The organism is Psychrobacter sp. CoH-33_TS_01 (assembly GCF_058189395.1).
This window is the reverse complement of record NZ_JBVGQI010000004.1, coordinates 11725-26693: the sequence shown is the minus strand read 5'-3', so window position 1 is coordinate 26693 and position 14969 is coordinate 11725. Positions and strand designations below refer to the sequence as shown.

Sequence of the window (14969 nt, the reverse complement as noted above, 5' to 3'; positions counted from 1 at the left end):
ACACAATGGGAAACTTGCCGTTCGATTTAACTATTACTAACTACTTAGCCGCAACTAATACCGTTTCAGCATTACGATTGGTAATTATCTGCTTTGCCAATGCGGGGCTGTCCGTAATCTTAGCATTAGAAGCTGTCTCTGCTGCTTTGAGTAATTGGGTGGTCTCACCGGCGCCGATATCTGCTTCATTCACGACGTCGGTCTCTGCTGTTCCAACGGCATAATAGCCAATAGCGGGAATCAGAACAAAGGCCAATACTACGGCGATAGCAATTTTTAGCGGGTTCTTTTCCATAAAATATCCTTAGTAGTCAGTGAATCAATAGCTTTTTATTTTAATGTCTGGCATTGAGCTGCGCTTTTTAACAGTTTAGCATCTTAACAGAGTCATTAGCAGTTTGATTGTAAAGCGCGCTTATTTACCTAGTTGGCTTTTTTTCTTTTTATAAATTGTGATCGTTTTAAGCGGGATTCATTATATATTTAGACCATTAAAAAAGGGGCATCATAATTATGACACCCCTTCTATTAGCACATTATTGGTTCAGCTATTAATCCACAATAAGTTTATTTAACTCACTGAGCAATACGGATAATGCGGATAAACCGACTTCTGATGCGTCTAACTTTTGCATCTCGTCATTAATACAATCGAGCTGCGCTTGATGAGCTTGCTGCCACGCTTTAAAGCTAGCCGCCGCATCATCTTGCATTAGCAATACATTTAGCATCTGACGTAAGCTACGCGACACCTCGTTAATGAGGGCCGAACGGGCACGGCGATCCCAATGATTCTGCTGTGGCAACTCGTCGATATGTTGGATTAACCAGTCCATATGTAGACTCTGGTAAGCCGCAAAATACAAGCCTGCAATCTCATCGACACTGCGCTCATACTTTTCAGCCAATAGCGCGGTATCTAACGCATCAATAGCGTACGGTAAGATAGCAAAGATACTGGCATCGCTATCGGTTAATCCTTGCTCAAGCATACCTTGAATATCGCCCTGCAAGTGCTCTTCAAACTGAGTATCGATAATGCCTTGAGGCTTGGTCAAGTCTTGCACGCTGCCTTCAAAACGTTTAATGATACCGGCTACTGGCAGCTCGCTACCAAAGGTATTGATTAACCACACCATGCCTTGCTCTAAAGCCTCACGAATACGCGTCTCCATTTTGAGCAAGACCACTGCATCCACTTGATTGTCCAAAGCTTCTAAACGCTGCCACACCCCACCAATATCGAAGATATCACGGGCAATCGCATAGGCACGGATTAACGTCGCCATACTCTGGCCAGTCTCTTCCGATAGACGGAATACTGATTCGATACCCAGTCTATTGCCCACGCTATTGGTCAGATAAGTACTGATAATCTCACGATGCAGACGGTGATTCATCATCTCATCAAAGAAGCGGCTCGCCAGCTCATTCGGGAAGTATTTACGCAGCTCATTGACGAAGTACTGATCATCTGGTAAGTCAGACGCTAGCAGTTGGTCGTAGATCCACATTTTGCCATAAGCCAACACTACAGCTAGCTCTGGACGCGTGAGACCGATATTGACCTTTTGACGGGCTTCAATCTCGTCTTCGCTAGGTAAGAATTCAATAGCACGGTCCAGACGGCCTTCATTCTCTAAATACTCGATAAAGCGGGCATGGTCGCCCAAGTTACCGGCAGCATGTAGATGGCTCAGCTCAATCGCTTGCGGCTGCAAGTAGTTTTGGCGCAGTACCAGCTCTGCCACATCAGTCGTCATACTCTCTAACAGCTCATTACGCTGCTTAACAGTCATATCGCCTTGTTCGACAATATCCCCTAGTAAGATTTTGATATTCACTTCGTGATCCGAGCAGTTGACGCCACCTGAGTTATCGATAGCATCCGTATAGATGTGCCCGCCAGCGTGCTCAGGGCCACCTGATAAGGCGTATTCGATACGGCCACGTTGCGTACAACCCAAGTTACCGCCTTCGCCGACGACCTTGGCACGGATTTCACTACCATTGACTCGGACCGCATCATTAGCACGATCGCCGACTTCCGTATTGCTTTCGGCACTGCTCTTAATATAAGTCCCGATACCGCCGTTCCAAATCAGGTCGACTGGGGCTTTTAGCAAGGCATTAATCAGCTCGTTTGGCGCTAGACTATCAGCTTCAATAGCAAACGCAGCTTTCATCTCGTCGCTGATAGCGATGGACTTATCCTGACGCGAGAAGATACCGCCACCTTGGCTAATAAGGTCTTGGTTATAATCTTCCCAAGTTGAGCGTGGTAATTTGAAAAGACGGTCGCGTTCAGCATACGAGCTTGCTGTATCCGGGTTTGGATCGATAAAGATATGCAAGTGGTTAAACGCAGCTTGCAGTTGCGTATGGGTTGAGCGCAGCATGCCATTACCAAAGACGTCGCCACTCATGTCACCGATACCGACCACAGTGAAGTCGTCTTTATTTTGAATATCACGCCCTAGCATTCTGAAATGACGTTTGACCGACTCCCAAGCGCCACGAGCGGTGATGCCCATCGCTTTATGGTCATAGCCTACTGAGCCACCGGAAGCAAAGGCGTCATCGAGCCAGAAGTTATATTCTGCTGAGATACCATTGGCGATATCTGAGAAGCTCGCTGTGCCTTTATCTGCCGCAACGACCAAGTACGGATCATCTTCATCATGGCGAACCGTGTTGTCCGGAGCGACGATAGCGCCATCGACTAAATTATCGGTCACATCGAGCATACCGCGTAAGAAAGTCTGGTAGCACTCAATGCCTTCTTTTTGGAAGGCTTCACGGCCATCGGCCATGGACTTGCGCTTAACGATAAAGCCACCTTTCGAGCCCACAGGTACGATAACGGCGTTTTTCACCATCTGAGCTTTGACCAGTCCCAACACTTCAGTACGGTAGTCTTCCATGCGGTCAGACCAACGTAAACCACCACGCGCCACTTTGCCACCGCGCAGATGCACAGCCTCGACTCTTGGCGAATAAACAAAGATTTCGAACATGGGTTTTGGTTTGGGTAGATTAGGAATCTGACTGGCCGCAAACTTAAACGCCAACCGATCTTTGCGCTGACCATCGCTATCGCGCTGATAGAAATTGGTCCGTAAAATGGCGTTAATCAAGTCGAGGTACCAACGCAGGATACGGTCTTCATCTAAGCTCACTACGCTAGTCAGTGCGGTTTTAATCTGCGCCAAAGTATCGTCAACTTTACTCTCACGAGTGCTGTCATCATAAGCCGGGTTCAGACGGGCATCAAACAGCTCGGCGAGCATAACGGCCATCGTGCTATTTTTAACCAAGGTTTGCTGAATATATTGGCTCGAGAAAGGGGCTTTAGCTTGTAGCATATAACGCATTAACGCGCGCAATACAACCACCTCAAAGGTTTCCAGCTTAGTGGTTAGCACCAATTCATTCAGCGAATCGCTCTCGACGCGGCCCGCCCAAATTTGCGCCAGGCTGTCTTCAAATTGCTCGCGGACTACGGCCAAATCAACCGCCTCCGCATGGCGTAAAGTCAGCTCATATTCTTGCAGCCAAGTGGCTTTTTCTGGCAAGTCAAACTCATAGGTCTGCGCGGAGATAACCGATACCCCAAAATCTTCTAAAATTGGCAGGATATGCGACAAGATAGCTGGTTTATTTAACCCATAAAGCTTGAGGTGCAACTGGTTGCTGTCATCACCCGTAGATTGATACAAATGCCAGAGCATCGGATTGTCTTGGCTTAGATTGGCCAAACGTTTGGTATCTTCTACCCCGGTACGTACATCAAAGCGCTCTTGGTAAGCCGCTGGAATATAGGATAAATATTGCTTAGACAAGGCATTAGCACGTTGCGCCCCGACGGTTTCAACCAATACTTGTTGATAGCGGTCTGTCCACGCTTCCATCAACGTGTTCAGCTCATCTTCTAAGGCCGGCAAGTCGACCTCATTAATTTGGCCGGGCACGGTACGCACATGCACATGCACGCGAGCATGATAGGACTCGTTAAACTCTGTAGTGAACCCTGAAGAGATGCCGCCAAATGCTTTAATCAGCGCTTCTTGCACCTTGATACGCAGCTCGGTATTGAACTTATTGCGTGGAATATACACGAGGCTTGAGACAAAACGTTGGTAGTGATCAGTGCGACTAAAGATACGCAAACGTTTTTTATCTTGCAGTTCGGCAATCCCTGACACGATAGGATACAGCTCTTGAATACTGGCCTGGAACAGGTCATCACGCGGCAAGGCATTGATAATAGTCATCAACTTTTGATAGTTATGCCCATTGCGCGGTAAATCAGCCATCGCCATAATCTTATTGGCTTTTTCGCGCAGTAGTGGGATTTGCTGCACGGTCAATTGATAAGCTTGCGAGGTCAATAAGCCCACAAAGCGGTATTCACCAATCAGCTCGCCGGCCTCATTAAATTTATGAATGCCCAAAAAGTCCATATAGACCGGACGATGTACAGGCGAGACATGGCTAGACTTAGACAGTAGCAATACTCGGGGTATGGTTAGCAGTTTTTTTAGATTATCAGGCATCTGCGCAAAGCTTTCCGAGCGAGTGTCTTCGCTACCGCCCTTTAGAATACCTAGCCCACTACCGCCGACGCTAATAAGATTTAACTCATCTTTTAGATGCGCCTCACTGCCCTCTTTGACAGTATCGCCATTCTCTAAACGGTATTCGCGAAACCCTAAAAAGATAAAGTTATCGTTCATTACCCATTCTAGAAACGCTTGAATCTCTTCAGCAGTATGATAAGCCTCAGGCAGCTGCTGACCTTTTAACTCCTCTTTAATTTGCGCCAGTCTGTCCTGCATCATGCCCCAATCCGCGACCACACAATCTAGCGTAGCGACTTTATCCAATAGGGCTTGACGTAAGGTGGCCAGCTCCTGCGCATCAATACGGTCAATCTCACAATGAATGAGCGACAAGTGACGGGTATCACTATCTTCTGCACTCTCGATGGCAGTGATTTGACCGTGGTCATCGCGCTGCACATCCAAAATAGTGTTATAAATGCGATGCACTTCTAAGCCTTGCGCCTCGATGCACATGCTCATAGTGTCTACTAAAAAGGGACGATCATAAGCGACCATCTGAATGACTGTGCGCGTACTATGAAAATGCTGCTCTTCGGCACTAGGATTCAATAGGCACAGGCTAGGCTGCTGACCATCATACTGCTTAACTAACGTATAGTGATGTAGCGCCATACCCGCTAAATCAACGTCACTTATCGTATCCGCTACTGCGCTATGCAATGACTGGTAGTAGCGATTAATAAATTGCGCCAATATAGCCTTGTCTTCTTGAATATAACTGCTAGCAATCTCACTAATCTGGTGCACGCGCTCGGGAGAGATCGTTAAGGTGTTGGGCATGTTCAATCCTTGATTTTGATTATGGTTATGGGTCGTGCTAAATAATTAAACGGACATAAACGACATCTTACAGCCCATAGATAATGAGACTCATTTACTATAAATAACCAATAGCAAACCCTGACCACGTGATGTACAAATGGTCTAATAAAAGTTGAATTCGCTAGCAATAACATCTTGATGCATATGCCATAGCTTATGGTAGGAGTAATGCCGTTACCCGTAATTTTAACGCATCACAAGCTGCGTCTAAAGGGGTGTAAGAATGTTTCATTAATGAGTAACAAATAGATAATTAATAGTAGGGTTAGCGCAAGTAAACAGCTGCTGAAATCATTGGTTTATAGCGATTACTTGGCTATAGCTAGTGGGTAGAAAAGAAATGGTTATGAGTGTTCACTAACCTAGCAAATCCGCAACCTAAACCACTATCTTAAATAGCTAGCGACTGAATAAATTCAGCAAAATACTAGCTACGATACTGATGACAATCATCGTGACTATAGGAAAATAAAAACGCGTATTGCCCGAGTCAGAGCTGTAACTGATATCCCCAGGCAAGCGACCTAACCAAGAAAAGGCGCCTGGAAAGACCAACCATACTAGACCGACCAAAACTAGCACTATACCTAGAATAATTAATACCTTTGCCATCACCCCTCCTTTTATAAGTAACGCTTATTCAATTTAAATAAAGACAGTTAAATAGAAGCAGTTGAATATAGGCTAGCGTGCCCGAATAAAGAACACTAAGCAGCCCGCTACTTTGCCTCTTACTACTATAGCTTACTATAGCAATATTCCTTTTCTGCCTACGTTTTTTTCCGTTAAAAGCCGCTTTAAGGTCAGGGTTAAAACTGCAGTAAACCCTGTACTAGAAATAGAGTGTGCTAGGTCAAACAAGGATTACTGAGACAATCTGCTTCACTTTAATGGCATCGGCTATTAAACCTAGGCGGATTAGTGTTTTTATTGCTTGAATTGGTGACCTATCAGTAACCACGTAGCCAAATGGTCACGAATTTTGTTAAGATAGCCTGCCCTTAAGCTATACTGTTTTAGCTAAAGCTTACAGTTGTACTGTTTTATCAGTATCTCTAAGGTTATAAAGGTTTTATGGGCGCAGAAAACCCTAATAATAAGCGATTAAATCGCACAAACCAGTTACTGCAACTGTGCATTAGACGTATTACTCTAGCGCCAGTTTGGAGAACGCAGCGTTTTTACGAATTAGCGGCTTATATTAGGTGACCGACTACTGGCGATTAAACCAGCCTTAAAGACCGGCAGCTTAAACAACACTAACAATACTGCACGCTACTGATTGACTTTTCTCCCCTTATTTTATTTTTCATTCCCCTACTATAGGTAACGAACCAAGTTATGGACAGCACTATGAATATTCTAATTATCGGATCAGGCGGTCGTGAGCATGCGCTAGCATGGCAATGTGCTAAAGACGACAAGGTCAACACCATCTATATTGCCCCCGGTAATGCTGGTACGACCTTAGAGAATAAGTGTGAAAACATTGCGCTAGACACCGATAATCATCAAGCCGTTATCGAATTTTGCCAAAACAATGCGGTTGATATGATCATTGTAGGGCCAGAAGCGCCGCTAGTAGCTGGCCTAGTCGATGACTGCCGTGCTGCCGGTATCCCAACTTGGGGCCCTAGTAAATACTGTGCTCAGCTTGAAGGCTCAAAGACTTTTGCAAAAGAGTTTATGGAAGCGGCCAACGTACCGACTGCAGGTTATGAGGCCTTCACTGAAGCGGCGGCAGCAAAAGCTTATGTCGATACTCATGGTGCCCCTATCGTTGTTAAGGCCGATGGCTTAGCAGCGGGTAAAGGCGTCATCGTCGCAGAAACTGTGGCGGATGCGCATGCCGCTATTGATGACATGCTAGCGGATAATAAATTTGGGGCAGCTGGTAGCCGTGTGGTCATTGAGCAGTTTTTGACCGGCGAAGAAGCCAGCTTTATCTGCATGATTGATGGCGACAACATTCTGCCAATGGCGACCAGCCAAGACCATAAGCGCGCTTTTGAAGGCGATAAAGGGCCTAATACTGGTGGTATGGGTGCGTACTCACCTGCTCCTGTCGTGACGGACGCGGTCTATGATAAAGTCATTGAGCGCGTGATTCGTCCTGTCGTCGAGCAGATGAAAGCTGCAGGCCATCCTTATACGGGTTTCCTCTACGCAGGTCTTATGATTGATGACGCGGGTGACCCTTATGTCATCGAGTTTAACTGCCGCTTTGGCGACCCAGAGACTCAGCCTATCTTAATGCGCTTAAATACCTCTTTAGTCGCATTGATTGAGCAAGGTTTAGCAGGCAAGCTACCTGAGAGTGCGGATTGGGACCCTCGTCCAGCGTTAGGTATCGTATTGGCATCAAAAGGCTATCCGGAAACTTCGTCTAAGGGCGATGTCATCACTGGGTTACCTGAGCTAGACCATACTGAAGAAGACCCTACAATTAAAGTCTTCCATGCCGGTACTAAGACCGCAGCAGACAACGCTCATATCGTCACTGATGGCGGCCGCGTATTATGCGTCACTGCCTTAGGTGAGACTATTTTTGACGCCCAGCAAGCTGCCTTACAGACGGTTGCCAGCATTCGTTTTGACGGGGCGCAGTACCGCCGCGATATCGGCTACCAAGCCATCGCTCGTCAAAACTAATTCCGACAAAATCGTATAGCTCTACTTTACTGCGGTTTTATTTTTATTCACGCCGGTGATCCAGATGGATAGGTTTTTATGGCTGATAACTCGAACTCCACGCTTGATGAATTAAAGACTTCACGCCTAGACAGACGCTTGTCTATTGCTAAGACCTCGCTACAATTGGGTAAGCGCTGGGCAGGCAATAGTGTCTCTGGGCTGTTCTTAAATAAAGAAGACCGCAGAACTCGCAATCAAGCCTTTATGCAAGAGCAAGCTAAATACTTAGCGGATGAGCTCGGTAAACTGAAAGGCTCGGTCGTCAAAATAGGCCAGATGCTAGCGCTATACGGTGAGCACTTTTTGCCGCCCGAAATTACAGAAGCTCTGCAAAGCCTGAATGACAATACGGCTACCCTGTCTTGGACGTCTATGCAAAAGACGCTTAAAGCACAATTGGGGGACTTATACGCTGAGCTAGAGATTGATCCGGTACCTATCGGCACCGCTTCTTTAGCGCAAGTGCATAAGGCTATCATTCGTGAGACTGGTCAAGTCGTCGTGCTGAAGGTGCAGTATCCTGGCGTTGCCGATGCGATTGACTCAGATTTAAGCCTCTTTAAGCATCTGCTACGGGTGACCAAAGCGGTGCCGCAGACCCGCATCTTTGATGAGTGGTTTGCCGAGATTCAAGACTTGCTGCATCAAGAAGTCGATTATCTGGCTGAAGCTGCGACTACAGAGCGCTTTTATGACCGTCTGAAAGACGACAATCGCTATGTAGTGCCGCAAATTATCCGCCGCTATAGCTCCGAGCGTCTGTTATGTATGACTTTTGAGCATGGGGTTTCTATTACGGACCCTAGCCTGCGTCAACTCAGCCAGTCGCGCCGTAACGCATTAGGTCAGGCCGCTATTGAGATTATGCTGCAGGAGATTTTCGTTTGGGGCGAGATGCAGACCGATCCAAACTTCGGTAATTACCTGATCCGCATCAATAATCCCGAAGATACGGCGACTGACCTCACTGCTGACAGCGAAGTACAGGATCAAGTGGTCTTACTAGACTTTGGGGCGATTCGCCAGTTTGATGACCATCTGCTGCGTATTGCGCGCGGACTATTAGAAGCCGGCTTCTATCATGACTTTGACGCTATGCTCGCCTCTATGCATGGTTATGAGTTTTTGGATACGATGAGCCAGAGCGTGCGTGAAGATATGGCCAGAGTATTCTTGACGGCTACCGAGCCTTTCAGCCTACCTGAGCTTAATCCCGATATACCGCCAGCGCTAATCGATAGCGATGGTCTGTATAGCTGGGCGGAGAGCCGACTGCATCAGCGTATTATGAAAGAGGCGGGCTCAGCCATGCAATCTACAGAGTTTAGCTTGCCGCCAAAAGAGCTGATGTTTATCAGTCGTAAGTTTATTGGCGCCTATACTTTCTTAACCGTATTGGATGCCCATACAGAATCCAGACCTTTGATTGCTGCGGTGCTATAGTACGTTGATAATAAAAGTAATATGAATAGATTTGATATTAATGACACCTCACTTTACGTGGGGTGTTTTTTTGCCTGCTACTTTTCAAAACTATCATTTACATAAAAGACGTGACCTGGGCAACGGCAGTCGCTACTGCCTACTTTCGCCATTACTAAACCTTGTTCCGTATTTTTAATCGCTATACTAAGCTGCTGCGCAATAGCACATTCAATCCTTGTGGCGCTTTGCCACACCCAACATCCTAGCAGGGTCATCTCAGCCCGTAGGTAATCGACGTGCCAGCGCAGTTTTTTATCAGGGTCTGCTCTAAAGTGCCGCCCTACTCGGCTGGCAAGTCCACCACCTCCCATAGCACTGCCCACGTAATAATAACTGCCTGCGCGCAATTTAAAGACGCCTAACTTACCAATGGTTATCGTCTTATCTTCTGCCAACTGCATAACTAAAATATAAGACCCTACAGCTTTTGGCAATTGACTAGCTTCTGTTGTCCAAAGAGGCGCTGGAATATCGGCTAGCGCTAAGACTTGGGGAATAAAAGTATTCATACTGACTGTGGAAACCTTTATCACTGCTTTAATACCTTACCCTTTCTGACGTCTGCAAACGCAGAAACTCGCCTTGGGTATTAATATAGCCAAATTGGCCGTGCTCATTCATAACTAACGCCATGCTTTCCGTAAAATCCTCAGCATAGTGAAACTGTGTAGGAATAACTAACGCTCTCAATCGATTAATAAAGCCGGTTTGCCCGTCAACTATTACGGCAGCCAGACCCTCTTTAAAAGGTCTACCCTCATCGTAACTGTAAGGAATCACTACTTTGCCGGTAGAATTGATGTAGCCCGCTTTACCTTGCAGTTGCACGCCCGCCAGCCCCTCGCTAAATATAGAAACTTGCTCAAACTGATAAGGAATGACTAGCCTACCAGACTTATTGATATAGCCCCATTTCTTCTCAGAGTCGCTTTTGCTATTGAAGGTACTTATTAACCGATGCTGCTGTGCTTGTGAATTAGCCTCTTGAAAGCTGCCTTCCTGTATCCCAGCCAAACCTTCTACAAACGATAAAGGCACTTGGTATCGGTAAGGCAATAATAATTTACCTTGTTTATCGATAACGCCCCAAAGCCCGTCTTTTTTGACCGCTGCTACTCCATCTTGAAAGGGCTCTGCCGCTGTAAACTGACAAGGAATAACCAGGTTAATATTAGGATCAACATAACCATATAGCCCATTTTGTTGCACCAGAGCGCGGCCTTCATTAAAGTACTCAGCATCTTCAAACTGATAATCTTTAAGCAACTTGCCAGACTCATTTAAATAGCTATATTGACCCCCTTTTGCGACGGGTGCTCGCCCTTCATCAAACGATAGGGCATCATCAAACTGGCAAGGAACCACCAGCGTTCCAGTTTTATCCACGCAGCCGTACTGACCCTGTTGCATCACAAAGGCGAGTCCGTCCATTAGAAAGTCGGCTTCATCATAGATTAGCGGCGTCACTACCTTACCAGTCTGGTCGATATGCCCCCAATGCTTACCTTGCCGCACAGGGGCAAGACCTTCATTAAAATATTCAGCATCGTCAAACTCACAGGCAATCACTATAGTACCGTTTTGGTCAATAAAGCCGCACTTACCGTCCTTTTCTATCGTCGCTAGTCCTTCGCTAAACTCATCGGCATAGGCAAAAGGATAGCGCGCATCATAGACAATAGCTGGAGCGCTGCTATTACCGGAAAAATTGAATAAGCTCTTAAGCAATTGCATGATTTTAATCAGCTTACTAAACATTAAAAATCCTTTTTATTGTTGTTATTATTCTTAAGCATTCTAGATAAATAAGCTCTGTTTCAATAGGTACATTTTAGAACTAAGCACCAGTATTAAAAATCAGCTCAACACCTACTATGCTTCCCTGCCCAATCGAAAACTAGCTAATTAAGACTAGCTACTTAAGACTATTCTGCTCACTAGCTAGCCAATCATCAAAGCGCGTGACATACCCTTCAGGCTTGATCATCGTCAGCTGCCAACAAGTCTCGCCACGCGCTAGGTACTTAACTTCAAAATGCGTACGCTGACTGTCTATAGCTACTGGCGTCCGCTCAGTAGGTAAACACCAAGTCTGCACCGCTTGCTCATAAGCCGTATCGATATAGCTGTCGATATTGCTGGCGAGGACAATCTGACTGCCCGGCTTCAAGCGAGATAGTAAAAACTCAAAGAACGGCATGTTTAACCACTGTTGATTGGGATTGTGCGGCTCTGGATTGGGATAAAGAATGTAGGCTCCATCAACACTAGCCGGCGGCAAGGCATTGATTATCCAAGGTATGGCATCGGCATGGGTGAGCATCAGGTTATTCAGCTTTGCACTCGTGGCTAGCTTTTGGAAAGCATCAAACTTATCACGAGTGCGCTCAATAGCGATCAGTTGGTCACTAGGGTTAGCTGTGGCATATTGCAGCGCATGCTTGCCTTTACCGGCGCCAATCTCAATAATCAGGCGTTTATTGGGCAGCAATACAGGCGCATTAAAATCGCGGGGCGGCTTAAGCTTTTCAGGTTTAAAGGGTCGGGTTTGATGATGAGATAGCATAGTAAGTATGAGCAGACCTATAGTGAATGAAAGATAACTAAAAGAAAGGATGAAATTTAGGTAAGGGCTAAGGTGATTAAGTTGGATTGTGTTTTTAGCCGGCCATGCTATGATACTTTACTCCTCCTATTCTCGCCAATGAAACGCATTCTTATGACTCAATCCTCAGTGCCAGATACGCCGAATACGGCCTCTACCCCCAAAACTTACCCTTGCCCACGCTGCGGCACCAAAACGCCTTGGCAGGACAACCCTAACAAGCCCTTTTGTAGCCCACGCTGCAAATTGATAGACTTAGGGGCTTGGGCCAATGAAGATTATAAATTTGGGGCCGAAGACAGTCCTTTTTCATCGGACATTCAAGAAGCTGCCGACGACGACTATTAATTTTCTGACTCAGTCAGCTAGCTATGACTCATTGTGTTTATAAAAACGCTACTTTCTATAAAAAAGTCCCTCTAGCGCCTTGACCTACTTATCAAGCTTATAGCCACCGCCATTAGGGCATTTTAATCGCCCTAAGCCTTACCACGATTTAAGGATTTTCTATGTCGCAATCTTATCTAATGCCCACTTATAATCGCCAGCCTATCAGCTTTGTCCGCGGGCAAGGCAGTTGGTTATATACGGCTGATGATACCCCGTATCTTGATGCTCTGACTGGTATTGCGGTCTGCGGTCTTGGCCATTGCCAGCCTGATATTACGCGCGCCATTCAAGAGCAAGCAGCGACGTTAGTGCATACCAGTAATTTATATGGTATCGATTGGCAAGAGCGCGCGGGTGAGTCATTGTGCGTGGCGGCAGGGATGGACAATGTGTTTTTTGCCAATAGTGGTGCAGAAGCCAATGAAGCGGCTTTAAAATTAGCCCGTCTATTTGCGCACAATAAAGGCCTTAAGCGTCCTAAAGTCATCGTGATGGAAAAGTCTTTTCACGGTCGCACCCTGTTGACGGTATCGGCTACAGCAAATCCAAAAGCTCGTGAAGGCTTCTTTACCTTGGATGACGACTTTATCCGAGTCCCTTTCGGTGATATCGCAGCTATCCAGCAAGCCGCTAAAGACCACGAAGATATCTGCGCCATCTTTTTGGAGCCTATTCAAGGGGAAGGTGGTTTAAATACGGCCGCTAATGGTTTCGCTTTCCTAGACGAGGTTGCGGCACTATGCGACAGCCATGACTGGCTATATATGCTAGACGAGGTACAGACAGGTAATGGTCGTACGGGCAAGCCTTTTGCTTACCACCATAGCCAAAGCCAACCGGATGTGTTAACAACCGCTAAAGGGTTGGGTAATGGCTTCCCTGTTGGCGCTTGTATGGTGCGTGGTCGTGCCGCTAGCCTATTTAGCGCTGGCAGCCATGGCTCAACTTATGGTGGCACACCGCTGGCGAGCCGTGTAGTACATACCGTGTACGAGCTATTAACAGGCGATGTAATGGCTAATGCCGTACGAGAAGGCGACTTTATTCGCCAGGCACTTACCGACGAGTTTGGCGCACAGGGTGTGAGCAGTCGCGGTGCCGGCATGATGATTGGTATCGTCTTACCAGAGACCGCAGATTGTGGCGCGTTAGTAGATATCGCTCGCGACGAGCAAAAGCTCATCATCAATATTACCGGGGGTCACGTAGTGCGTCTATTGCCGACCTTAAATATCCAACGTAATGAGAGTGAGCAAATTGCTGAGCGCCTCATTAACACCATTAAAAGCGCAAATATTTTATAGCTTTCACTAAACCCGTGACCTAAAAAAGCCGCCTAACTTTATGAGTTAAGCGGCTTTTTCATTCTATACTGTAGCTTATCGTCTTTACACCTTAGATTCTAAACTTGAGACTCTAAATTGCAGAAGCTTAAGCTGAATGGAAGTATTTTTTCAACACTTCTAAGCAACGAGTAATCTTCGCAGGTTGCTGCTCACGGTTTAGGGTCACAGCATACAGGACAAAACTTGGCAATTGATAGTCTAGTAATACTTCGACCAACTCACCAGATTCCAATTCTTTCTTAGTATCCATTTCCATCAAACGTACTAAGCCATGACCTTCTTTAGCTAAAGTAGTCGCTACGAAAACGTTATTGGTATGAATACGAGAATTCATCTTAATGCGTGTCTTTTTACCCGTTTCAGTCTGGGTAAAGTCCAACTGATGACCATCTTTCATCAAGTCGATACAAATCAACTGATGCGAGGTCAGATCTTTTGGCTTTTCGATCTTGTCACGTTGACGTAAATAATCAGGAGAGGCTACCAAGATTTGGCGAACATCGGCCAAAGGATGGCTGCTTAAGTTGGAATCATTGATACTAGGACTCATACGAATAGCAATGTCGATACGCTCATCGATCATGTCTACATAAGAGTTGTCTGCTAAGAAATGGATGTTTAAATCATCGTGCGCTGCCATCCAAGTCGATAGCGCGGGCAAGATACGATTAACGCCCAACTCTGGTGTCGTCGCGATACGTAACACACCAGCCAACTCATCACGCAATTGGTTTACGCGGATACGACCCTGCTCTGCTGCGCTAACTACGTCTTTCGCGGCTTCGTAAAAACTGGCGCCCGCTTCTGTTAAACTCAGCTTACGAGTGGAGCGGTGTAATAAAACCACACCCAAGTCATTTTCTAAAGAACGGATTTGCTGACTAACCGCACTAGTCGTTATACCAAGCTCTCTTGCTGAGCCACTAAATGAGCCATGTCCAACCACACTAGCGAACACCGCCATACCACGTAAATTATCTAACATAATTACCACTCTGTCAG

11 protein-coding genes are annotated in these 14969 nt (G+C 46.2%); 4 read left to right on the top strand and 7 right to left on the bottom strand.

The features are described from left to right. Positions 1-40 precede the first annotated feature (40 nt). The 3 genes from ACZ2XM_RS08035 to ACZ2XM_RS08025 all read right to left on the bottom strand — a co-directional run bounded on the left by ACZ2XM_RS08035 (position 41) and on the right by ACZ2XM_RS08025 (position 6059). A complete protein-coding gene (locus tag ACZ2XM_RS08035) occupies positions 41-295 on the bottom strand; it encodes a hypothetical protein (RefSeq protein WP_490589439.1) in 255 nt (84 codons plus the stop codon). A gap of 256 nt (positions 296-551) precedes the next feature. Next, positions 552-5405, bottom strand: coding sequence for an NAD-glutamate dehydrogenase (locus ACZ2XM_RS08030; RefSeq protein WP_490589440.1), 4854 nt, complete (start codon positions 5403-5405; stop codon positions 552-554). 441 nt (positions 5406-5846) lie between these two features. Continuing rightward, on the bottom strand, positions 5847-6059 hold the full coding sequence (locus ACZ2XM_RS08025; RefSeq protein WP_490589441.1) for a DUF2905 domain-containing protein: 213 nt from the start codon (positions 6057-6059) through the stop codon (positions 5847-5849). Between the two features lie 741 nt (positions 6060-6800). On the opposite strand from ACZ2XM_RS08025, the gene purD reads away from it, so the two are divergent. Further along, positions 6801-8099, top strand: coding sequence for a phosphoribosylamine--glycine ligase (gene purD / locus ACZ2XM_RS08020; RefSeq protein WP_490589442.1), 1299 nt, complete (start codon positions 6801-6803; stop codon positions 8097-8099). Positions 8100-8177: 78 nt separating this feature from the next. Continuing rightward, positions 8178-9584 (top strand): ABC1 kinase family protein, encoded by a 1407-nt coding sequence (locus ACZ2XM_RS08015; protein WP_490589443.1) that lies wholly within the window; start codon positions 8178-8180, stop codon positions 9582-9584. Positions 9585-9661: 77 nt separating this feature from the next. On the opposite strand, the gene ACZ2XM_RS08010 is transcribed toward ACZ2XM_RS08015, so the two are convergent. From ACZ2XM_RS08010 to ACZ2XM_RS08000, 3 genes are all read right to left on the bottom strand, one after another. Next, positions 9662-10135, bottom strand: coding sequence for a GIY-YIG nuclease family protein (locus tag ACZ2XM_RS08010; protein ID WP_490589444.1), 474 nt, complete (start codon positions 10133-10135; stop codon positions 9662-9664). 28 nt (positions 10136-10163) lie between these two features. Next, positions 10164-11384 carry a WG repeat-containing protein gene (locus ACZ2XM_RS08005; RefSeq protein ID WP_490589445.1) on the bottom strand — a complete coding sequence of 407 codons (1221 nt, stop codon included), beginning with the start codon at positions 11382-11384 and terminating at the stop codon, positions 10164-10166. Positions 11385-11541: 157 nt separating this feature from the next. Then, positions 11542-12192 (bottom strand): class I SAM-dependent methyltransferase, encoded by a 651-nt coding sequence (locus ACZ2XM_RS08000; protein WP_490589446.1) that lies wholly within the window; start codon positions 12190-12192, stop codon positions 11542-11544. Positions 12193-12345: 153 nt separating this feature from the next. On the opposite strand from ACZ2XM_RS08000, the gene ACZ2XM_RS07995 reads away from it, so the two are divergent. Both ACZ2XM_RS07995 and ACZ2XM_RS07990 read left to right on the top strand, forming a co-directional pair. After that, the gene (locus ACZ2XM_RS07995) at positions 12346-12579 is read left to right on the top strand and encodes a DNA gyrase inhibitor YacG (protein ID WP_490589447.1); all 234 of its coding nucleotides are present in this window, start codon (positions 12346-12348) and stop codon (positions 12577-12579) included. Positions 12580-12740: 161 nt separating this feature from the next. Next, positions 12741-13925, top strand: a complete 1185-nt coding sequence (locus ACZ2XM_RS07990) for an aspartate aminotransferase family protein (RefSeq protein WP_490589448.1) — start codon at positions 12741-12743, stop codon at positions 13923-13925. Between the two features lie 127 nt (positions 13926-14052). Here the strand turns inward: ACZ2XM_RS07990 and ACZ2XM_RS07985 are convergent, their stop codons facing one another. Beyond that, the gene (locus tag ACZ2XM_RS07985) at positions 14053-14952 is read right to left on the bottom strand and encodes a LysR family transcriptional regulator (protein WP_490589449.1); all 900 of its coding nucleotides are present in this window, start codon (positions 14950-14952) and stop codon (positions 14053-14055) included. Positions 14953-14969 lie beyond the last annotated feature (17 nt).